This window comes from Bailinhaonella thermotolerans (assembly GCF_003594875.1).
Taxonomy (GTDB): domain Bacteria; phylum Actinomycetota; class Actinomycetes; order Streptosporangiales; family Streptosporangiaceae; genus Bailinhaonella; species Bailinhaonella thermotolerans.
Genome location: NZ_QZEY01000012.1, coordinates 120456 through 141133 on the forward strand (window position 1 = coordinate 120456; position 20678 = coordinate 141133).

The window sequence follows — 20678 nt, forward strand, 5'->3', positions numbered from 1 at the left end:
CCGGGGGACGCACCTCCGCGAGGCGAAGCCGGGAAAGGAGAACCACTTTGAGGATCGCGAAGATCGCGGCCGTCACGGCCGCGCTGGCGATCGGCCTGGCCGCCTGCGGCGGCGGGTCCGAAGGCACCAAGTCCGGTGGCGAGACGCCCAAGGCGGCCAAGCCGGACAAGCTGACGGTCTGGCGCTTCGGCCCGCCGGACGACAAGCACAACGCCTTCATGGCGGAGGTCGGCGCCGAGTTCCAGCAGAAGCACGGCGTCAAGGTCGAGGTCCAGTTCATCCCCTGGCCTGACACCACCAAGAAGCTCCAGGCCGCCGCGACCAGCGGCTCCGGCCCGGACGTCACGGAGATCGGCAACACCCAGGTCGTCACCTGGGCCGCGCAGGACACGCTCGTCGACCTGACCGACAAGATCGCCGGTTGGGAAGAGGGCAAGCAGATCCCCGAGGCCCTCTGGGTCAACGAGACCATCGAGGGCAAGAAGTACGCCGTGCCGTGGCTCGGCGGCGTCCGCGCCGTGATCTACCGCAAGGACTGGTTCAAGGAGCTCGGCATCGAGATCCCGAAGACCTGGGACGAACTGCTCGCCGCGGCCAAGAAGATCTCCTCGGCCAAGAAGGGCGTCTCCGGCTTCGAGATCAACGGCGGCTCCGACTCGATGCACGCGGTCGCGCCGTTCATCTGGGGCAACAACGGCCAGATCGTGGCCAACGAGGGCGGCAAGTGGACCGGCAAGCTCGGCACGCCGGAGGCCAAGGAGGCCCTGACCTGGTACACCAACCTGGTCCTCAAGGAGAAGGTCGCCCCGGAGAGCGGCGTCACCCGTAACTCCGTGGACATCTCCCGCCTCTTCGCGAACGGCAAGACCGCGATGTTCGTGGACGGCGCCTGGGCGAAGACGGTGCTCAAGGAGGCCAACAAGGACCTGACCGACGACAAGATCGGCGCCTTCCCGCTGCCGACCAAGACCGGCGGCGTGGCCCCGCAGTTCGCGGGCGGCAACGACCTGGCGGTCTGGAAGGACAGCAAGAACCAGGACCTGGCCTTCGAGTACATCAAGCTGCTGGCCTCCAAGGAGAAGGCGGCCAAGTACGCCCCGATCGCCGGCCTGCTGCCGTTCTACCCCGACCTGCTCGCCGGTGACACGTACAAGAACGACGAGTGGCTCGGCCCGTTCGCCCAGGCCATGCCGTTCGGCCGGACCTACGCGGTGCACTCCAACTGGGTCAAGGCCGAGGAGACCGTGATGCAGCAGCTCCTCACCTCGGTCATCAAGGGCAAGTCCGTGGACGAGGCGGCGGCCGAGGCCGACAAGCAGATCGACCAGACCCTCAACCAGTGACATGACCACGACGTCACAGGCGAACCCCGTGCGGGGCGGAGGCCACCGGGCCCCCGCCCCGCCGCGGGCGCACCGCCCGTCCCGCCGCTCGCGGCGCGTCGGCAGGCTCACGCCGTACGTGCTGCTGCTCCCCGGCCTGCTGATCATCGCGGGCCTCCTCCTGTACCCGATGTACCAGCTCCTGGTCATGTCCACCCAGAAGGTGGGCCTGCGCCAGATCCGCGGCGCCGAGGCCGACTCCGTCGGAGCGGAGAACTACGAGCGGATCCTCACCTCCGAGGTCTTCTGGTCGTCGCTGCGCAACACCATCGTCTTCGCGGCGGTGGCCGTCACCCTCACGCTGCTCGTCGGCACCCTCGTCGGCATCCTGCTGAACAAGCTCGGCAAGCGCATGTCCACGGCCGTCGTCGTCAGCGCCATGCTCGCCTGGGCCACCCCGCAGGCCGCGGTCGCGGTGCTGTGGCGCTGGCTCTTCGACGAGCAGAGCGGCGTCGCCAACCGGGCCTTCGACCTGCTGCCGGACTGGCTCTCCGAGCTGCTGTTCGGACGGGCCGACTGGACCGGATACACCTGGTTCCTGGAGTCCTTCCCCACCTACGTGGTGCTGACGCTCTGCGTCGTCTGGGCGTCCTTCCCGTTCATCGCGGTGTCCGTGCTCGCGGGCCTGCGCAGCATCCCCGGGGAGCTGCACGAGGCCGCCCGCATGGACGGCGCCGGCGCGTGGCGGGCCTTTTGGCGCGTCACGTTCCCGATGCTGCGGCCGGTGTTCTCCGTGCTGGTCGTGCTGTCCATCATCTGGGACTTCAAGGTCTTCACCCAGCTCTACATCCTCGCCAACGGCATGGGCAACAAGGAGGTCTTCAACCTCTCCCTGTACGCCTACGCCGAGGCGTTCTCGTCGCCGCCGGCCATGGGCATGGGCTCGGCCATCGCCGTGGTGCTCACCGTGATCCTGCTGATCATCACCGGTGTGTACGTCCGCCAGATCGTGCGGCAGGAGGAGGTCTAGATGAACCCCGCCACTCGCCGCAAGGCCGGCCGGGTCGCTCTCAACGCCGCGGGCGTGATCGTGATCCTCGCGTCGGTCTTCCCCGTCTACTGGATGGTGGCGACCGCGCTCAAGACCAAGCAGGCCATCGCCAGCACCGAGTTCAGCCTGTTCCCCACGGACTTCACGTTCGAGCACTTCACCAAGATCTTCACCCAGGGCGTCGGCAACACCTCGATCTGGGTCTACCTGGGCAACAGCGCCATCGTCGCGCTGGGCACGGTGATCGTCGGCTCGCTGTTCGCGCTGCTGTCGGCCACCGCCGTGGCCAGGTTCCGCTTCCGGGGCCGGACGTCGTACCTGATCCTCCTGCTCATCGTGCAGATGGTGCCGGCCGAGGCCATGATCATCCCGTTGTCGCTGATGGTACGGCGGGCGGGGCTCGGCGATCAGCTCCTCGGCCTCATCGTGATCAACGTGGGCTTCACGCTCCCGTTCGCGATCTGGATGCTGCGGACCTTCGTCGCCGCGGTGCCGAAGGAGCTGGAGGAGGCCGCGTCGATCGACGGGGCCACCCGGTTCCGGACCTTCTGGTCCGTCCTGTTCCCGCTCGTCGCGCCCGGGCTCGTCGCGACCAGCATCTTCTCGTTCATCACGGCGTGGAACGAGTTCGTCTTCGCCTTCACCCTGATGGCGAACGAGAAGGGCTACACGATGCCGGTGGCGCTGCGCTGGTTCGCCAGCCGCGAGGGCACCGACTGGGGCGGGGTCATGGCCGCCTCGACGATGATGACGATCCCGGTCATCGTCTTCTTCCTGATCGTGCAGCGCCGTATGGTCTCCGGCCTCGTCGCCGGCGCCGTCAAGGGCTGACGCCGCATTCCCGAGGTATCCAGTGGCCTTCGCCGCGACCCGCCCGCCGGGGCTTCGCCGGAGGCTCACTCCGGGCTTCGCCAGAGGCCCTGTCAGAGCTAGGAGAAAGACTCACCCATGTCTGCTGAACGAGAGCTGCGCCGCATGGCCGCCGGCACGTTGCTCGTGCCCTTCACCGGCACGGTGGCCCCGGACTGGGTGAAGCGGGGCATCGCCGACGGCCTGGGCGGCGTCACGCTGTTCGGCTTCAACGTGGCGGGCCCCGACCAGCTCCGGGAGCTCAACGCGGAACTGCGCGCGCACGGCGACCCGGTGATCTCGCTGGACGAGGAGGGCGGAGACGTCACCCGCCTGCACTACCACGTGGGCAGCCCGTACCCCGGCAACGCCGCCCTCGGCTCGATCGACGACGTGGAGCTGACCGAGTCCGTGCACCGCGCGCTCGGCCGGGACCTGGCCGCCGTCGGGGTCAACCTCGACATGGCCCCGAGCGCCGACGTGAACACCGCCGACGACAACCCGGTCATCGGCACCCGGTCCTTCGGCAACGACCCGGCCCTGGTCGCGCGCCACACGGTCGCGGCCGTGCGCGGGCTCCAGGCGGCCGGGATCGCGGCCTGCGTCAAGCACTTCCCCGGCCACGGCGCCACCCGGCAGGACTCCCATCTGGAGATCCCGCTGGTGGACGCCGACCTGGACCTCCTGGGCTCCCGCGAACTCGTGCCGTTCCGCGCGGCGATCGAGGCCGGCACCCAGACGATCATGACCGCGCACGTGCGGGTGCCCGCCCTCACCGGCGACGCCCCCGCCACCCTCTCCCCCGCCGCGCTGACCGGCCTGCTCAGGGACGGGCTGGGCTTCGAGGGCGTGGTGATCACCGACGCGATGGACATGAAGGCCATCACCGAGAGCGTCGGCCTGCCCGGCGGCTGCGCCCTGTCCATCGCGGCGGGCAGCGACCTCGTGTGCCTGGGCCCCCTGCCCACCCAGGAGGACGTCACCGCGATCATCGACGCCATCGTGGCGGCGGTGCGCGACGGCTCCCTCCCGCTGTCCCGGCTGGAGGAGGCCGCCGACCGGACCGCCCGGCTCCGCGCCTGGTTCCACACGGCCGGCGCGGCCGCCCCCGGCGCGACCCGGGACGGGTCCGGGGACGGCGCGGGGATCGGCCTGGCCGCCGCGCGCCGTGCCGTACGCCTGGAGGGGACGCCGGCCCCGCTGGTGGACCCGCTGGTCGTGCGGCTGGAGACGCCGCCCACGATCGCCGTCGGCGAGGTCCCGTGGGGTCTCACCCTCCCCGGCGGCGAGCACCTGCCCGCCGACCCGGAGAACGACCACGCCGACGCCATCGTGGAACGTGCCGCGGGCCGCTCCCTGGTCGTCGTCCTGCGCGACGCCCACCGCTACCCCGCCACCCAGAAGCTCGTCGCCGAGCTGCTGACCCACCGCCCCGACGCCGCGATCGTGGAGATGGGCCTCCCGATCTGGCGCCCCTCCGCCGCCTCTGTCTACGTGGCCGCGTACGGCGGCGCCAAGGCCAACGCCCAGGCCACCGCCGAGCTCCTCACCACCTGATCCCGGCGACCACGAAGGGGCGCGGAAGACCTCCCGCGCCCCTTCGGCGTTCCCGGCGCCCGGGAGGCCGCCGCCGGGCCTGGCCGCGTGGGGCGCCGGACCGGGGGTTGGCGGCCGGGCGGTCACTTTGGGGGCCACCAGGCGGGATAATTGGGGCATGCGCCTTTCCGCCCGGGTCGATTACGCCCTCCGTGCCGCCGCCGAGCTCGCCGCCTCCGAGGGCGGGCCGACCACGGTGGGGGAGCTGGCGAAGGCGCAGGAGATGCCGCCCAAGTACCTGGAGAACATCCTGCTGCAGATGCGCCGGGCCGGCCTCGTGCGCGGGCAGCGGGGACCCGAGGGCGGATACGTCCTCACGCGCCCGGCGTCGGAGATCACGATGGCCGACGTCATCAGGGCGGTGGACGGGCCGCTGGCCAACGTCCGCGGTGAGCGCCCCGAGGACGTCGGCTACCATGGGCCCGCGCGGTCCCTCCAGGAGGTCTGGATCGCGCTGCGGGCCAGCGAGCGGGCGATCCTGGAAGAGGTGACGCTCGCCCACGTCGCCAGCGGCACCCTCCCCGACCGCGTCCGCGACCTCGCCGCCGACCCCGCCGCCTGGGGCTAGGCCGGCGCTCGCGGACCTGGGCGGCCCGGCCTCGCAAGTCATGTCCGAGACGGCCCTCCGCTCCTTCCAACGCCCGCTGACCTGCTCCGCCGAGGGCGTTAGGCAGATGTGACCTGAGATGGGGTTGATCACCCTCCGCACCTTGCCTACTATTCCGACTTATCAAGTAGGAAAAGAGGATGGCCTCATGCGGAAACTGATCGTGCTCGGCGTCGTCGGGCTGCTGGCCCAGCTCGTCGACGGAAGCCTCGGCATGGCCTACGGCGTCACCTCCACGACCCTCCTGCTCACCGCCGGGATCGCGCCCGCGACCGCGTCCGCCGCCGTGCACCTGGCGGAGATCGGCACCACGCTCGCCTCCGGGGCCGCGCACTGGCGGTTCGGCAACGTGGACTGGAAGGTGGTCGGGCGCATCGCCGTACCCGGCGCCATCGGCGCGTTCGCCGGGGCCACGGTGCTCAGCTCGATCGCCACCGACGCGGCCGCGCCCTGGATGTCGGGCATCCTCCTCGCGCTCGGCGTCTACATCCTGCTCCGCTTCACCGTCCGCCCGCCGCAGGACACCGGCGACCGCCGCCCGCTGCGCGCCCGTTTCCTCGCCCCGCTCGGCGCGTTCGCCGGGTTCGTCGACGCGACCGGCGGCGGAGGCTGGGGCCCGGTGGCCACGCCCGCCCTCCTGGCCAGCGGCCGCATGGAGCCCCGGAAGATCATCGGCTCGGTGGACACCAGCGAGTTCCTCATCGCCACCAGCGCCAGCGTCGGCTTCCTGATCGGCCTGGGCGGCAGCGCGATCCCCTTCGACATCGTCGCGACCCTGCTGGTGGGCGGCCTGATCGCGGCCCCCATCGCGGCCTGGCTCGTCCGGGTCATCCCGGCCCGCATGCTCGGCGCGGCCGTCGGCGGCCTCATCGTCCTGACCAACCTGCGCACGCTGTTCAAGTCCTTCGGCACCCCGGACGACATCCGCTACGTCGCGTACGCCGCGGTCTCCGTCGCCTGGGCGGCCGCCGTCGCCGTCGCCCTCCGCGCCGTCCTGCGTTCCCGCGCCGCCGAGCCCGCGCAGGTCTCCTGACCGTTCCCTCCTCCGCCGGAACGCCGCCTGCCCCGCCGCATGAGGGGAGGCGGCGTTCTGGTTTCCGCGTTCTGGTCTCCGCCCCCGGGTGAAGCGCCGGCGGCCCTCATCGGCCCTCGGCCCGCGCGCGGACGCCGCGCCGCCCGCCGTACGGCAGGGCGCCGGGCCTGGGCCGCGTGGCCGTACAGTGACGGCATGCCTGAGGGGGACATGGTCTGGGCGGCCGGGCGGCGGTTGCGGGAGGCGCTGGACGGGCGGGTGCTGACGCGCAGCGAGTTCCGGGTGCCGCGCCACGCCACCAGCGACCTGCGGGGGCGGCGGGTGCTGACCACCGAATCGCGGGGGAAGCACCTGCTCACCCGGGTCGAGGGCGGCCTGACGGTGCACACGCACCTGCGGATGGAGGGGCGCTGGCGGGTGGAGCCAGCGGGGCGGCGCACGCCCCCGGGCGACGTCGTGCGGCTGGTGCTGGCGAACTCCGAGTGGCAGGCCGTCGGGGTGCGCCTGGGCGAGGTGGATCTGCTCCGCACCGAGGACGAGGAACGGCTCGTCGGCCACCTCGGACCCGACCCCCTGGGACGGGACTGGGACGCGGAGGAGGCCGTACGGCGGCTGCGGGCCTTCCCCGGGACGATCGGGGAGGCGCTGCTGGACCAGCGCAACCTCGCCGGGCTGGGGACGATCTACCGGGCGGAGGTCCTGTTCCTGCGCGGGGTGAACCCGTGGCGACCCACCGGGGAGATCGCCGACCTGCCCGGGCTGGTCGCGCTGGCGCACCGGCTGCTCACCGCCAACCGCGACCGCCCCGGGATCATCACCACCGGCGACCGCCGCCCCGGCCAGGAGAACTGGGTGTACGGCAGGGCGGGGCGGGCCTGCCGCCGCTGCGGGACCCCGGTACGGCGGGCCGACCTCGGGCCCGGGCCGTACGACCGGGTCGTCTACTGGTGCCCGCGCTGCCAGCCGGAGCCCTGAGTCTCCGGAACCGCCCCGACCCGCCGCCGACGGCCCCCGCCGGCCTCGGAACGGCCTTGGAACGGCGGAAGCCGCCTCGGCGGGTCGCCGGGCGGCCTCTCACGGGTCGTGCGGTCAGCGCTGGGCCTGGATCATCCAGTGCTGCTTCTCGATGTCCTGGGCGATCGCGATGAGGATGTCCTGGGACACCTTGTCGGGCTCGTCGGTCGCCTCGATGCGCTCGCGCAGGCGCTTGATGATCGACTCCAGGATGTCGACGAAGGCGGCCACGACCTTGCCGTCCTCGATGTATCCGCCGTCGAGCTGGGGCACCTGCGTGCTCCCGGCCACGGTGGACGCGCGCCCGTCCGGGTTCACGCCGATCGCGATCGCCCGCTCGGCCACCGTGTCGGCGTGCTCGCGGGCGAGGTCGACGATCTCGTCGAGCTGAAGGTGCAGCGGCCGGAAGTTCCGCCCGATCAGGTTCCAGTGGGCCTGCTTCGCCAGGAGCGACAGGTCCAGCAGATCGACGAGGGTGCCCTGGAGCGCCTCCCCGACGACCTTGCGCTTGTCGTCGGCCAGCGGACTGGAAATCGCAGACATGAAGGACTCCCCTTTCGGATCATGAAGTGCTACGTACAACCCCCCGCACTCCACCCTTCTTCCCAATCCACCCAATCCGACACACCCACCCCCATGTCGCCCCGATCACCCCCACAACCACACGCCGATGACCCGCTTTTAATGACACCATGTGCGCAAAACTGCAAGATCACGACGAAGGACGGCCCGGCAAACCCGCCCTTCCCCCCTCGCGCCACTCCTCCCCGCAGCCACTCCCCCCTCGCGCCACTCCTCCGCACGAGCACTCCCCCTCGCGCCGTTTCTCCTCGTAGCCGCCTCCCTCGCGCCGCTTCTCCGCGCGCCGGCGGTTCCCCCGCGCCTTCCTCGCGGTGATCATGCAGTTTTGAGCACAGGGTGTGATTAAAACTGCATGATCACGGCGAGGGAAGGGGCTCGCGGCGGTCCCGAGGTTTCGGGGCTCGCGCCGGGAACGGGGAGCCCGGCGAGCCGGGCCCGCTTCATCCCGCGCCCCCGGAGCCGCCATCCTCCCTGGCGCCGTCCTCGCCGGGGCCGTCCTCGTCGGCGCCGTATCCCCCGCCTCCTCCCTTCGCCGTGATCATGCAGTTTTGAGCACAGGGTGTGATTAAAACTGCATGATCACGGCGAGGAGGGGATCCCAGGCGGAGGCGGAGGACGCTCACATCATGTCGGCGGGCGTGCGAAGGAGACCCGATGCCGGCCCCGCGGACTCAGGGCCTGGGAGCGCTCACGGGGCCGCGGCGAGGGCCAGAGGGCGTGACATCGGGGAGCGGCAGGCCGACGGACGGCACGGCCAGGGGCGGCCCGGCCGGAGGCGGCACGTTGCCGATGCCGACCAGGGCCTGGGCCGGCTCGTCGGCGTCACCGGCCCGCTGGAAGCACTCGGCCGCACGGTGCGTGTGCTCCAGGGCCGTCACCTTGCTCTCCTGGTCCTCACGTCCCCACAACGCCCAGGTCGCGTACGTCAGGGACCAGCCCTGCTGGCGCACGTCGCCGGTCTGGCGGGCCGGCTCCGGCGCGCGCGGAGCAGTGCCTCGCCGTACCGGGCCAGGCAGTAGGTCAGCGCCCAGGGCAGGTGCCAGAGGCGGTAGGGCCGAGGCGGCACGGCCAGGGACGGCACGGGGACGGGACGGCCGGAGGCGGTAGTGCCGGGGCGGGGGCCGGAAGGTCGTGGGCGGACCTGAGGGGGGCTCAGGTGGCGCGCCGGACCCGTGGCCGAGGCGTGCAGGGGGCTGGGACGCGCCGTGGGGCTGTCGGCCGGTAAGGGGGCGCGAGGGGCTTAGGACGGCTAGCCGGGGCGGATGGCGCGGCCTGAGAGGGGGTGGGGGCTCAGGCGGGCGGGGCGCAGGGCGGCACGACCCGGGACGGCAGGGGGGCGTCGGGCGGGGTCAGGGCGCGGGTGGGTGAGAAGGGGCGGCGCGGGGTCGCGCCGGCGCCCAGGGGTGGATCAGGCGGCCACCATGTTGGAGACCTCGCAGAAGCCGGTGTCGTCGACGGTGAGCGTGCCGCCGGTGACGGGCTCGGAGAGGCGCTCGTGCTCGGGGGCGTCGGCCAGGACCGGGGCGTGCTGCAGCTCGGCCAGCGCGAACTGGTCGGAGACCTCGCGGAGCACCTGGGACAGCGGGACGCCGAGGGCCCCGCAGATCGAGGCCAGCAGCTCGGAGGAGGCCTCCTTCTGCCCGCGCTCCACCTCGGAGAGGTATCCGAGGCTCACCCGGGCGAGAGTCGACACCTCGCGCAGCGTGCGTCCCTGACGCACCCGCAGCCGCCGCAACACGTCGCCGAGCAGCTGACGCAGCAGGACCATCTCTCGCTCCCTCCCTGACGCCGGACCGCTCCCGTCACGATATGTCGCCGCATAGCTCGGACCGCCCATCGGGCGCTTGCCGTTGGTGGTGGTGACTCTCGTCATCGCCTCTCTTGCGTCACGTCGTCCGTGTTGTTCATGCCGCCCGCTCGCCGGGCGTTCGCCGTTGTTGATTCTCGCCGTTGGCTCGCGGACCTCACTCACGATTCCACCGTACCCGTAGTCCATGACACTACGGCAGACCGTTCTCATGATGTTCGCTGGTGACGTAACGCCGTAATCAATGGGGATGTTCCGGTTTAGGCAGACCCAGCAGCTCCCCGAGGAACGCGAGCGCCTCGCCCGCGGTCGCCTCGCGGATCGCCTCCCGGTCGCCCGCGAGCCGCAGCGCGCGCACCCGGCTCAGCCCGTCCGGACCGTGTACGCCCAGGTAGACCGTGCCGACCGGCTGCCCGTCCTGGGGTTCGGGCCCGGCCACGCCGGTGACCGCAACGCCGTACGAGGACCCGGTGATCTCCCGCGCGCCGCGCGCCATCTGGGCCGCGACGTCGGGGTGGACCGCGCCGTGCCGCTCCAGCAGCTCGCCGGAGACGCCGAGCACCGAGCGCTTCACGTCGGTGGCGTACGCGATGATCCCGCCCCGGAAGGCGTACGACGCGCCGGGCACCCGGGTCAGCGTCGCCCCGATCAGCCCGCCCGTGAGCGACTCGGCGGTCGCCACGGTCTCGCCCCGCCCGCGCAGCGCGCCGAGCACGCCGGCCGCCCGCGCGTAGACCGCGTCACGCTCTGTGTTCAACAGTCCCGCCTCCCCGCGAATTCCCGCCGCGCCCGGCCGAGCCGGTCGCCGCCGCCTTCACTCGCCCTTCTTGGCCCGGCGGCGCAGGCGCCAGGCCCGCACCACGTAGTCGAGGCCGGTGGCCACGGTGATCGCCACGGCGACGAGCATGACCGGCCAGCGCAGGACGTACGGCACGCCGGGGGCGACGTACAGCACGATCCCGATGATCTGGAGGACGGTCTTGACCTTGCCGCCGTAGCTCGCCGGGATCACGCCGTGGTTGATCACGAAGAAGCGCAGCAGCGTGATCCCGATCTCGCGGGCCAGGATCACGATCGTCACCCACCAGGGCAGTTCCCCGGTGATCGAGAGGCTGACCAGCGCCGCGCCCGTGAGCGCCTTGTCGGCGATGGGGTCGGCGATCTTGCCGAAGTCGGTGACCAGGTTCCGGCGGCGCGCGAGCTCGCCGTCGAGCAGGTCCGTGACCGACGCGACGACGAACACGACGAGCGCCGCCACCCGCCAGCCCGTGCCGCCCGCGAACAGGCAGGCGACGAAGACGGGCACGAGCAGCAGGCGCGCGACCGTGAGTGCGTTGGCGATGTTGTACGCGCTGACCTCCCGGGCGGGTGGGGTTGCGATCGGATCTGTGCCCGTCCGGGGTGGGTTCATGAGCCGACCGGGCCAGATACAGGGCCGGCGATCAGCTCCGCGACCAGGTCCACACCCTGCGCGGACACGGCCTCGGCCGTCACCAGGTCGCCCGCGCGCAGTCCCTCGCCGCGCACGATGACGCAGCCGTCCACCTCGGGCGCCTGGTGGGCCGCGCGGCCCTCCCACTCGCCGTCGCCGAGGTCCTCCTCGATCAGCACGGACAGGGTCTCGCCGACGCGGTCCTCGGCGCGCTGCGCGGTCAGCTCCTCGGCGAGCGCGGTCAGCTCGGCCACCCGCTCGTCCACGACGTCCTGCGGGAGCTTGCCGTCGAAGCCCGCGGCCTCGGTGCCCTCCTCGTCGGAGTACCCGAACACGCCGATCGCGTCCAGCCGCGCCTCGCTCAGGAAGGACGACAGCGCCTCGAAGTCCTCCTCGGTCTCGCCGGGAAAGCCCACGATGAAGTTGGACCGCACGCCCGCCTCGGGCGCCTTGGCGCGGATGCGGTCCAGCAGCTCCAGGAACCGCTCGGGGTCCCCGAACCGCCGCATCCGGCGCAGCACGGTCCCGCTGGCGTGCTGGAAGGACAGGTCGAAGTACGGCGTGACGCCGGGGGTGCCCGCGATCACGTCGAGCAGGCCGGGCCGCAGCTCGGCGGGCTGGAGGTAGCTCACGCGCACGCGCTCGACGACCGAGGCCAGGCGCGGCAGCAGCTTCTCCAGCGCGCGCAGGTCGCCCAGGTCCTTGCCGTACGACGTGGAGTTCTCGCTGACCAGGACGATCTCGCGGACGCCGCTCGCGGCGAGCCATTCGGCCTCGGCGACCAGCTCGTCGGGCTGCCGGGAGACGTACGCGCCGCGGAAGGCGGGGATGGCGCAGAAGCTGCACCGGCGGTCGCAGCCGGAGGCCAGCTTGAGGCTGGCGACCGGCCCTGCGCCCAGGCGGCGGCGCAGCGGCGGGCGCGGCCCGGACGCGGGCGCGATCCCTTCGGGGAGGTCGGCGAGCGCGCCGTGGCCGGGGACGTGCACGTGGGGGGAGGCCGACCGCTCCACCGGCGAGATCGGCAGCAGCGTGCGGCGGTCGCGCGGGGTGTGGGACTTCACCGGCCGGCCCGCGAGGACGTCGTCGAGGCGGTCGCCGATCTCGGCGTAGTCGTCGAAGGAGAGCACGGCCGCGGCCTCGGGCAGCGCCTCCGCGAGCTGCTCGCCGTACCGCTCGGCCATGCAGCCGGCGGCGATCACCTTCGCGCCGGAGTCGGCGGCGGCGAGCAGGGTGTCGACGGAGTCCTTCTTGGCGGACTCGATGAATCCGCAGGTGTTGACGACCACGACGGAGGGCTCGGCGTCCGCGTCGTCGGCGACCTGCCATCCCGCGGCCTCGATCCTGGCCGCGAGCTCCTCGGAGTCGACCTCGTTGCGGGCGCAGCCCAGGGTGATCAGGGAGACGGTTCGGCGGGCTGACATGGCCCCGACTCTATCTGGCCGCGACCTGCGCCCGGTCCCCGCGTGCCCGGTTCCGCCGCCCGCCGGGTACGGCTCCCGCCCGCTCGGGCCCCGCCGTACCGCGGCCCGCGGGGACGGCGTGACGCGCGTGGCGCGGGGAGGGCAGGGCGATGCCGCCGTACGACGGCGGATCGGGCGCATCGGAGCGGATGGCGAGGAATCCGGGAAGAAGGGACCGCGAGCGGGGGGATGCCCGCGGACTCCGGCCGGAGGGCTACACGGCCTGGGGTTACTGGGTGTGGTTGGCGCGGACCTCGGGCACGGTGGGCTCCCCGGGGCCGAAGGTGCGGCGGTAGCGTTCGCCGCTGCGGCCGAGCCTGCCCAGGTCGCGGCCGTTGACGTTGAGCTCGACCGCGCCGGCGTTGCCGATGAAGATGCGCGCCCGCTTGGGGACCCGCCAGCTCCGGGTCCCGCCCGCGTGCACGAGCCCGGCGAACAGCCGCCGCCCGTTCGCGTCGCGCACGTTGACCCAACTGCTCTTCCGGGCCTTGAGCTTGAGCACCACGATGTCGTCGGCGGCTTCGGGGCGCGCCGGGACCTCGCGGATCGAGCCCGGGGTGGGGGCGGGCGGCGCCGCGTGGGTCACGGGCGGCGCCGCCGGTTGTCTCTCGACCATCTTGCGCGGGGCGTCGTCGCCGCCGAACAGCCTCGTCATCCCGAACACGACGATGAACAGCACGCCCACGGCCATCGCGGCCGTCCAGTTCAGCGAGCGCCTCTCCCGCATCTTGACCGGCGTCTCGGCCTGGAAGATCCGTGAGGCGCGCACCGGCGTCTCAGGGCCGTGGATCTCCTCGAAGGCGCGCAGGATGGGTCCCGGGTCCACACCGACCGCGCGGGCGAGGTTGCGCAGGTGACCCCGCGCGTAGAAGTCGCCCCCGCAGAGCGAGAAGTCGTCGCGTTCGATGGCGTGGATTACGGTCTCTCTGATCCGGGTGCGCTCGCTGACCTGTCTGACCGACATGCCCGCCTGCTGCCGCGCCTCGGACAAAGCCGCGCCTATGCTCACCGCCACATCTCCTACCCCGTCTCTCCGCTCCCCCGCGACCCCGGAGCGGGAAGCCGTACGTGATCGACCGGTCGCGATCGGTAACCGAGTGTACGAACGCGGTACCCCGTCGCGGGTGGACAATGTGGTTCGCGCTCGGCCTGGCTCCGACTATTCCGCTATTCCGCGCCCAGGGACGCGAGAACCCCCGGCAAGTCTTCGGGTTTGACCAAGACGTCGCGCGCCTTGGACCCCTCGCTGGGGCCGACGACCCCCCGGCTCTCCAGCAGGTCCATGAGGCGGCCCGCCTTGGCGAAGCCGACCCGCAGCTTGCGCTGGAGCATCGAGGTGGAGCCGAACTGGGTGGTGACGATCAGCTCGGCGGCCTGGATGAGCAGGTCCAGGTCGTCGCCGATCTCCTCGTCGATCTCGCGCTTGGCGGTGGCCGACGCGCCCACGTCCTCGCGGTACTCGGCCTGCATCTGCTGCTTGCAGTGCTCGACGACCTTGTTTATCTCGGACTCGGAGACGAAGGCGTTCTGGAGCCGCATGGGCTTGCTGGCGCCCATCGGGAGGAACAGCGCGTCGCCCTGCCCGACCAGCTTCTCCGCGCCCGGCTGGTCGAGGATGACGCGGGAGTCGGCGAGGGAGGAGGTGGCGAACGCCAGCCGGGAGGGCACGTTCGCCTTGATCAGGCCGGTGACGACGTCCACGCTGGGCCGCTGGGTGGCGATGACCAGGTGGATGCCGGCGGCGCGGGCGAGCTGGGTGATGCGGACGATCGAGTCCTCGACGTCGCGCGGGGCGACCATCATCAGGTCGGCCAGCTCGTCCACGATCACCAGCAGGTAGGGGTAGGGCTGGTAGACGCGCTCGCTGCCGGGCGGCGGCACCAGCTTGCCCGCGCGCACGGCCTTGTTGAAGTCGTCCACGTGGCGGAACCCGCTGGCGGCCAGGTCGTCGTACCGGCGGTCCATCTCCCCCACGACCCATTCGAGGGCCTCGGCGGCCTTCTTCGGGTTCGTGATGATCGGAGTGATCAGGTGGGGGATGCCGTCGTACGACGAGAGCTCGACGCGCTTGGGGTCCACCAGCACCATGCGCACCTCGTCGGGGGTGGCGCGCATGAGGATGGAGCAGATCAGGCCGTTGATGCAGGTGGACTTACCGGCGCCGGTCGCGCCCGCGATGAGGATGTGGGGCATCTTGGCGAGGTTGGCCACTATCGTGCGGCCCTCCACGTCCTTGCCCAGGCCCACGATCATCGGGTGGTGGTCGGTGGTGGCGACCTGGGAGCGGAGCACGTCGCCCAGGCTGACCAGGTCCTTGTCGGTGTTCGGGATCTCCACGCCGATCGCGGACTTGCCCGGGATCGGCGACAGGATCCGGACGTCGGCCGACTTGACCGCGTAGGCGATGTTCTTGGTGAGCGCGGTGACCTTCTCGACCTTCACCGCCGGGCCCAGCTCGATCTCGTACCGGGTCACCGTCGGGCCCCGGGTGAAGCCGATCACCTGCGCGTCGATCGAGAACTGTTCGAGCACGCTCGTCAGCGCGTTGACGACCTGGTCGTTGGCCTTGGTGCGCGGCTTGGGCGCGCTGCCCGGCCGCAGGAGCTGCGGGTCCGGGAGGGTGTACGGCCCGCCGCCGGTGGACAGCACGAGCTGCTCGACCGTGCGCGGCGCGGGCGAGGGGTCCGGCGGCAGCGGCCGCTGCGCGGTGACCGCCTCGGTCTCGGCCGCCTCCTCCTCGGCCAGCCCCGGCACGATCTCCGGCGAGTGGCCGGCCCGCTTGCCGTCCGGCTCCTCCGCGATCACCGGGGTGTCGTACGGCTTGTCGTGGTCCTCCGGAGCGACCTCCTCGCCGCCCTTCTTGCGCGTCTGCCGCGGCTTGCGGGCCGGGGCCGCGCCCTGCCGCGCCGTACGGCGGGCGGGGCTCTCGCGGCGCAGCAGCAGCTCGCGGATCTCGGCCAGCCGCTCGGGGACACGGTGCACGGGCGTCGCGGTGATCACCAGGATCCCGAAGCCGCACAGCAGCGCCAGCAGCGGGATCCCGATCCATCCGGTGCGCACGAGGCTCATGAGCGGCGCGGACGCGAAGAACCCGACGAAACCGCCCGCCGCCCGCATCGCCGAGGCCCCGTCGGAGGGGTACGGCGTGCCGTGCGCGATGTGGCCGATGCCGACCATGCCGACCACGAGCGCGGAGAACCCGATGGTCATGCGCCCGGTCTCGGCGTTCTGGTCGGGGTGGCGCAGCAACCGCCAGGCCAGCAGCGCCAGCAGGATCGGCACCATCACGGTCGCCGACCCCACCGCGCCGCGGACGACGGCGTTGACGAAATCGGCGACGGGCCCCGTGGCGTCCCCCCACGTGAGCGAGGCGATCACCACGGCGAGCGCGAACACGGCCAGCCCCAGCCCGTCGCGCCGGTGCGCCGGATCCAGGTCCCGCGCCCCCTGCCCGAAGGCCCGCACCGCCCCGCCGACCGCGTGGGCGATGACCAGCCACACGCCCGCGATCAGCTTCCCGACCATGCTGAAGAGCCAGCCGATCGGATCCTGCTGCTGCGGGGCAGCCCCCTTGCGCGCGGGGGGACGCTTCTTCCCGGCACCCGTCCCGGCGCCGCCGGCCGCACGCCCGGACCCCGAGGCCCGGGCCCGGCCCGCGGCCCCCTTGGACGAGCCCTTGGACGTACGGGTGGCCATGATCCCGAGGCTACTGTCAAACCCCCACGCTCACGAGCACCAACACACCCCCAAGCCTCGCCCGGGGGCGCGACCCGGGCCGTGATCGTGCGATCCCGCTCCGTGAGGGCGCGGTGGGGCGGGATCGCGGATCGCGGATCGCGGATCGGCCGGGTCAGACCTCGACGACCACCGGGATGATCATTGGGCGGCGGCGGTAGGTGGTGTTGACCCAGCTTCCGACGGTGCGGCGGATGAGGCGGCGGATCTGCTGGACGTCCGCGACGCCGTCGGCCGCCGCCTCCGCGAGGGCGGCCTCGATGGCGGGACGGACCTCGTCGAAGGCCGCTGGGTCTATGCCGGAGCCCCGGGCGTGGATCTCCGGCCCGCCGGTGAGCTTGCCTGAGGTGCTGTCGATGACCACGACGATGGACACGAAGCCCTCGTCGCCCAGGATGCGGCGGTCCTTGAGCGCGATCTCGGTGATGTCGCCGACCGAGGCGCCGTCCACGTAGACGTAGCCGGCCTGGACCGCGCCGACGATGCGGGCGCGGCCGTCCACCAGGTCCACGACCACGCCGTCCTCGGCGATGACGATGTTCTCGTCGGGGACGCCGGTCAGCGCGGCCAGGGCGGCGTGGGCGCGCAGGTGACGCCACTCGCCGTGGACCGGCATGAAGTTGGACGGGCGCGTCATGTTCAGGACGTAGAGCAGCTCGCCGGCGGGCGCGTGGCCCGACACGTGGACGAGCGCGTTGCCCTTGTGGACGACGCGGGCGCCCCAGCGGGTGAGGCCGTTGATGACCTTGTTGACCGCGGTCTCGTTGCCCGGGACCAGCGACGACGCGAGGACCACGGTGTCGCCGCGCTCGATGCGGATCGGGTGGTCGCGGTTGGCCATGCGCGACAGCGCGGACATGGGCTCGCCCTGGGACCCGGTGGAGATCAGCACGACCTCCTCGGGCGGCAGCTCCTCGGCCTCGCGCGAGTCGATCAGGGTGCCGCCGGGGATGCGGAGGTAGCCCAGATCGCGGGCCACGCCCATGTTGCGCACCATCGACCGGCCGATGAAGGCGACCTTGCGGCCGTGCTCGACGGCCGCGTCGAGCACCTGCTGCACGCGGTGGACGTGGGAGGCGAAGCACGCCACGATCACGCGCTGGTCGGCCGATCGGAACACCTCGTTGAGCACCGGCGAGATCTCGCGCTCGCTGGTGACGAAGCCCGGCACCTCGGCGTTGGTGGAGTCGGACATCAGCAGGTCGATGCCCTCGGCCCCGAGCCGCGCGAACGCGGCCAGGTCGGTGAGCCGCCCGTCCAGCGGGAGCTGGTCCATCTTGAAGTCGCCGGTGTGCAGCACGACCCCGGCCGGGGTGCGGATCGCGACCGCCAGGGCGTCGGGGATCGAGTGGTTGACCGCGAGGAACTCGCACTCGAAAGGCCCGAAGGAGATGCGCTCGTTCTCCTCGGCCTGGACCTTCACCGGCTGGATGCGGTGCTCGGCGAGCTTGCTCTCGATGAGGGCGAGCGTGAGCCGGGAGCCCACGAGCGGGATGTCGCGCCGCTCGCGCAGGAGGTAGGGCACCGCGCCGATGTGGTCCTCGTGCGCGTGCGTGAGGACCACGGCCTCGACCTTGTCGAGCCGGTCGCGGATGTACTCGAAGTCGGGCAGGATCAGGTCGACGCCCGGCTGGTCGGTCTCGGGGAACAGGACCCCGCAGTCGACGATGAGCAGCCGGTCGTCGTATTCGAAGACCGCCATGTTGCGGCCGATCTCGCCCAGTCCGCCGAGGGCGACGATGCGCAGCCCGCCCTCGGGCAACGGCGGCGGCGGACCCAGCTCAGGGTGCGGGTGACTCACTCGGTTTCCTCCAAGGTGCTCGGCAGGGAGCTCACCTGACCTCCACCTTCACCCCGCCGCGCGCGAGGTCGGCGCCCAGCTCCTCGATCTGCTCCGGCGTGGCGTCCACGAGCGGAGGGCGTACGGAGCCTCCGGGCCGGCCGAGCAGGTTGAGGGCCGCCTTGGCCATGATCGCGCCCTGGGTGCGGCACATGATCGCGGTCACCACGGGCAGCAGTCGCTCGTGGATCTCGCGGGCGCGCCGGACGTCGCCGCCGAGGTACGCGTCGATCATGTCGTGGATGTCCGCGCCGGCGACGTGGCCGACCACGCTCACCACTCCCGCCGCGCCGACCGACAACCAGGGCAGGTTGATCAGGTCGTCGCCGGAGTAGTAGACGAGGCCGGACTCGGCCATCACCTGGGAGCCGGCGAACAGATCGCCCTTGGCGTCCTTGACGGCGACGATGCCGGGATGGCGGGACAGGCGAACCAGCGTCTCGCTGTGGATGGGGGTGCCGGTGCGGCCCGGGATGTCGTAGAGCATGTTGGGCAGGCCGGTCGCGTCGGCCACCGTCATGAAGTGACGGTAGATGCCCTCCTGCGGTGGTTTGTTGTAGTAAGGCGTCACCACCAGAAGCCCGTGCGCCCCGGCCCGCTCCGCGGCCTGGGCCAGATGCACGGTGTGGGGCGTGTCATTCGTGCCGACGCCGGCGACGATGGTCGCGCGGTCGCCGACAGCCTCGATGACCGCCCGCAGCAGCCGGTCCTTCTCCTCGTCGCTCGTCGTCGGCGACTCACCCGTCGTGCCGCTCACCACGAGGCCGTCATGGCGCTGCTCATCCACCAGGTAGGTGGCGAGACGCCGAGCCCCTTCGTAATCGACCTCGCCGTCGGGCGTGAACGGAGTGACCATGGCGGTCAGCATCCGCCCGAAGGGCGCGGCGCTTGTTCCAGTTGGCGATGCCATAGACCGAACGGTACCCCGATCGTCACCCCCCACGGACCCGCCACCCCGTCCCTGTGGACAACCGCGGACGCACCCGGCCGCGGGCCCCCATAGGAAGAGGCCGCTGCTATGTGCTCGGGGGTACACACAGCAGCGACCTCTACCGGTTGATCGTGGGTCCCCCTCAAGGCGTTACACGGATCTCCCAGAACTTTTCCGCCCTCTTTGCCCATATCCCTCGCCACCCCCACCCGCACCACCCCCGACCTGCGCGAACACCCTCCACCCCGCCCGGGGCGTACGGCTCGCCGCGCGCTCCCCCGGCGTACGGCGGACGCGGGCACCGGCGGGGAAGCTCCGGAGGGCCGGGCGCTCAGAAGACCGGGATGATGTCCTCGGGGTCGAGGACGTCCACCTCGACGCCCTCGATGTCGAGTTCGGGGATGGCGGGGAACCGGATGCCCCAGCGCTCGACGATCGCGCGGACGCGGGCCATCGCCACCCGCCAGTTCTCGGCCTGCTCCGCGTAGCCGAGCACGCCGAGCCCCGCCGTGCGCGCGTGGTCCATCAGCAGGCGGTGGTTGTGCAGGAAGTACGGCGGCAGGTCCCAGAATCCGCCGGGCGGCTCCCACAGGATCATGGACAGGAACACGAACCCGGCCCGGAGCTGGCGCGTGATCAGGGAGCGGGTCTCGTCGGTGAGGCCCGGCCACTCGTTCTCCAGGATCGTCATGCAGATCTGCAGGTGCCGCGACTCGTCCCGGCCGATCCGCCGGAACATCTCGGCGAACACCGGATGGGTCGTCCCCGCGGACATGCCCCGGAAGAGCGTGGAGGCGGCCATCTCGCCCATCATGAACGAGGTGAACAGCACCGGCAGGGAGTACTTCCCCACGGCCGAGTTGTAGCCGTTCCAGTAGCGCCCGCCGTTGTGGTAGAGCCAGCCGATGTTGTTGTGCGCGGCCCGCTCCAGGTCCGTCGAGGGCTCCCAGTCCAGCGGCCCGCCCGGCCACAGCCGCGCGATCGCGCGCTGGCAGCACTCCTCGTGGTTCATCTCGTCCCGGGTGATCGAGAAGAAGCACTTGCGGACCGGGTCCTCCTCGTGCTTCTCGAACGCCTGGATGGTCGCCCGGGCGAACACGGCCGGGCCCGAGGCGTCGAAGTTCGCCAGCACCGCGAACCAGTACATGACGCCGAGCCGCTGCTCGACCGTGAAGTCCTCCGCCCGGAGCCCGTCCCACGGCAGGTCGGCCGGGTTCCACACGGCCCGCTTGGACTTCTCGTAGATGGCGGCGAGCTTCTCGGTCTCGACCCGCCACTCCATCGGGTAGATGTTCGGCTGCGGCACGGCGGGGGCGGGCCAGAAACCGCCCTCGGGAACCTCGACGTCGGGCATGACCGGTCACTCCCCTGTGACAGCTCTGCCCCCATCCTGAGCCGCCCCGTCACAACATTCAACCC

General features: G+C 71.9%; 18 protein-coding genes. 7 read left to right on the forward strand and 11 right to left on the reverse strand.

The genetic code is table 11. The features are described from left to right. Nucleotides 1-47: 47 nt before the first annotated feature. The 7 genes from D5H75_RS26550 (at nucleotide 48) to D5H75_RS26580 (ending at nucleotide 7433) form a co-directional block, all read left to right on the forward strand. Nucleotides 48-1343: a sugar ABC transporter substrate-binding protein gene (locus D5H75_RS26550; protein ID WP_202638537.1), complete on the forward strand. Its 1296-nt coding sequence runs from the start codon at nucleotides 48-50 to the stop codon at nucleotides 1341-1343. Between the two features lies 1 nt (nucleotide 1344). Next, a complete protein-coding gene (locus D5H75_RS26555; RefSeq protein WP_119929274.1) occupies nucleotides 1345-2352 on the forward strand; it encodes a carbohydrate ABC transporter permease in 1008 nt (335 codons plus the stop codon). Then, complete coding sequence (locus D5H75_RS26560) at nucleotides 2353-3204, forward strand: carbohydrate ABC transporter permease (protein WP_119929275.1); 852 nt, start codon at nucleotides 2353-2355, stop codon at nucleotides 3202-3204. It abuts the gene before it with no gap. A gap of 117 nt (nucleotides 3205-3321) precedes the next feature. Beyond that, nucleotides 3322-4779 (forward strand): glycoside hydrolase family 3 protein, encoded by a 1458-nt coding sequence (locus D5H75_RS26565; protein ID WP_119929276.1) that lies wholly within the window; start codon nucleotides 3322-3324, stop codon nucleotides 4777-4779. A 157-nt stretch (nucleotides 4780-4936) separates the two neighbouring features. Continuing rightward, nucleotides 4937-5386 carry an RrF2 family transcriptional regulator gene (locus D5H75_RS26570; protein ID WP_119929277.1) on the forward strand — a complete coding sequence of 150 codons (450 nt, stop codon included), beginning with the start codon at nucleotides 4937-4939 and terminating at the stop codon, nucleotides 5384-5386. Between the two features lie 187 nt (nucleotides 5387-5573). Continuing rightward, nucleotides 5574-6458 (forward strand): sulfite exporter TauE/SafE family protein, encoded by an 885-nt coding sequence (locus tag D5H75_RS26575; RefSeq protein WP_119929278.1) that lies wholly within the window; start codon nucleotides 5574-5576, stop codon nucleotides 6456-6458. A 195-nt stretch (nucleotides 6459-6653) separates the two neighbouring features. Continuing rightward, entirely contained in the window at nucleotides 6654-7433 is a 780-nt protein-coding gene (locus tag D5H75_RS26580; protein WP_119929279.1) for a DNA-formamidopyrimidine glycosylase family protein, read from the forward strand. A 114-nt stretch (nucleotides 7434-7547) separates the two neighbouring features. On the opposite strand, the gene D5H75_RS26585 is transcribed toward D5H75_RS26580, so the two are convergent. The 11 genes from D5H75_RS26585 to D5H75_RS26635 all read right to left on the reverse strand — a co-directional run bounded on the left by D5H75_RS26585 (nucleotide 7548) and on the right by D5H75_RS26635 (nucleotide 20613). Then, complete coding sequence (locus D5H75_RS26585) at nucleotides 7548-8015, reverse strand: Dps family protein (protein ID WP_119929280.1); 468 nt, start codon at nucleotides 8013-8015, stop codon at nucleotides 7548-7550. 710 nt (nucleotides 8016-8725) lie between these two features. Further along, a complete protein-coding gene (locus tag D5H75_RS26590) occupies nucleotides 8726-9004 on the reverse strand; it encodes a hypothetical protein (RefSeq protein ID WP_119929281.1) in 279 nt (92 codons plus the stop codon). A 458-nt stretch (nucleotides 9005-9462) separates the two neighbouring features. Continuing rightward, nucleotides 9463-9822: a helix-turn-helix domain-containing protein gene (locus D5H75_RS26595; protein ID WP_119929282.1), complete on the reverse strand. Its 360-nt coding sequence runs from the start codon at nucleotides 9820-9822 to the stop codon at nucleotides 9463-9465. Between the two features lie 280 nt (nucleotides 9823-10102). After that, nucleotides 10103-10618, reverse strand: coding sequence for a CinA family protein (locus tag D5H75_RS26600; protein WP_422674056.1), 516 nt, complete (start codon nucleotides 10616-10618; stop codon nucleotides 10103-10105). Between the two features lie 57 nt (nucleotides 10619-10675). Then, entirely contained in the window at nucleotides 10676-11272 is a 597-nt protein-coding gene (gene pgsA / locus D5H75_RS26605) for a CDP-diacylglycerol--glycerol-3-phosphate 3-phosphatidyltransferase (RefSeq protein ID WP_119929283.1), read from the reverse strand. After that, on the reverse strand, nucleotides 11269-12714 hold the full coding sequence (rimO, locus tag D5H75_RS26610; RefSeq protein WP_119929284.1) for a 30S ribosomal protein S12 methylthiotransferase RimO: 1446 nt from the start codon (nucleotides 12712-12714) through the stop codon (nucleotides 11269-11271). Before rimO ends, pgsA begins: the two co-directional genes overlap by 4 nt. 268 nt (nucleotides 12715-12982) lie before the next feature. Next, complete coding sequence (locus tag D5H75_RS26615; RefSeq protein ID WP_119929381.1) at nucleotides 12983-13762, reverse strand: helix-turn-helix domain-containing protein; 780 nt, start codon at nucleotides 13760-13762, stop codon at nucleotides 12983-12985. A 158-nt stretch (nucleotides 13763-13920) separates the two neighbouring features. Next, nucleotides 13921-16449 carry a DNA translocase FtsK gene (locus D5H75_RS26620; RefSeq protein ID WP_119929285.1) on the reverse strand — a complete coding sequence of 843 codons (2529 nt, stop codon included), beginning with the start codon at nucleotides 16447-16449 and terminating at the stop codon, nucleotides 13921-13923. Nucleotides 16450-16603: 154 nt separating this feature from the next. Continuing rightward, a complete protein-coding gene (locus tag D5H75_RS26625) occupies nucleotides 16604-18289 on the reverse strand; it encodes a ribonuclease J (protein WP_119929286.1) in 1686 nt (561 codons plus the stop codon). A gap of 31 nt (nucleotides 18290-18320) precedes the next feature. Beyond that, nucleotides 18321-19238 carry a 4-hydroxy-tetrahydrodipicolinate synthase gene (gene dapA, locus D5H75_RS26630; protein WP_119929287.1) on the reverse strand — a complete coding sequence of 306 codons (918 nt, stop codon included), beginning with the start codon at nucleotides 19236-19238 and terminating at the stop codon, nucleotides 18321-18323. Nucleotides 19239-19590: 352 nt separating this feature from the next. Beyond that, nucleotides 19591-20613 carry a hypothetical protein gene (locus tag D5H75_RS26635; RefSeq protein ID WP_119929288.1) on the reverse strand — a complete coding sequence of 341 codons (1023 nt, stop codon included), beginning with the start codon at nucleotides 20611-20613 and terminating at the stop codon, nucleotides 19591-19593. Nucleotides 20614-20678 lie beyond the last annotated feature (65 nt).

Excerpts from the sequence above, each read along its gene's own strand:
- D5H75_RS26555 (WP_119929274.1), top strand. The coding sequence starts at position 1,345 with ATGACCACGACGTCACAGGCGAACCCCGTGCGGGGCGGAGGCCACCGG.
- D5H75_RS26620 (WP_119929285.1), bottom strand. The coding sequence starts at position 16,449 with ATGGCCACCCGTACGTCCAAGGGCTCGTCCAAGGGGGCCGCGGGCCGG.
- D5H75_RS26560 (WP_119929275.1), top strand. The coding sequence starts at position 2,353 with ATGAACCCCGCCACTCGCCGCAAGGCCGGCCGGGTCGCTCTCAACGCC.
- D5H75_RS26595 (WP_119929282.1), bottom strand. The coding sequence starts at position 9,822 with ATGGTCCTGCTGCGTCAGCTGCTCGGCGACGTGTTGCGGCGGCTGCGG.
- D5H75_RS26565 (WP_119929276.1), top strand. The coding sequence starts at position 3,322 with ATGTCTGCTGAACGAGAGCTGCGCCGCATGGCCGCCGGCACGTTGCTC.
- D5H75_RS26580 (WP_119929279.1), top strand. The coding sequence starts at position 6,654 with ATGCCTGAGGGGGACATGGTCTGGGCGGCCGGGCGGCGGTTGCGGGAG.
- D5H75_RS26575 (WP_119929278.1), top strand. The coding sequence starts at position 5,574 with ATGCGGAAACTGATCGTGCTCGGCGTCGTCGGGCTGCTGGCCCAGCTC.
- dapA (WP_119929287.1), bottom strand. The coding sequence starts at position 19,238 with ATGGCATCGCCAACTGGAACAAGCGCCGCGCCCTTCGGGCGGATGCTG.
- pgsA (WP_119929283.1), bottom strand. The coding sequence starts at position 11,272 with ATGAACCCACCCCGGACGGGCACAGATCCGATCGCAACCCCACCCGCC.
- rimO (WP_119929284.1), bottom strand. The coding sequence starts at position 12,714 with ATGTCAGCCCGCCGAACCGTCTCCCTGATCACCCTGGGCTGCGCCCGC.
- D5H75_RS26585 (WP_119929280.1), bottom strand. The coding sequence starts at position 8,015 with ATGTCTGCGATTTCCAGTCCGCTGGCCGACGACAAGCGCAAGGTCGTC.
- D5H75_RS26570 (WP_119929277.1), top strand. The coding sequence starts at position 4,937 with ATGCGCCTTTCCGCCCGGGTCGATTACGCCCTCCGTGCCGCCGCCGAG.
- D5H75_RS26635 (WP_119929288.1), bottom strand. The coding sequence starts at position 20,613 with ATGCCCGACGTCGAGGTTCCCGAGGGCGGTTTCTGGCCCGCCCCCGCC.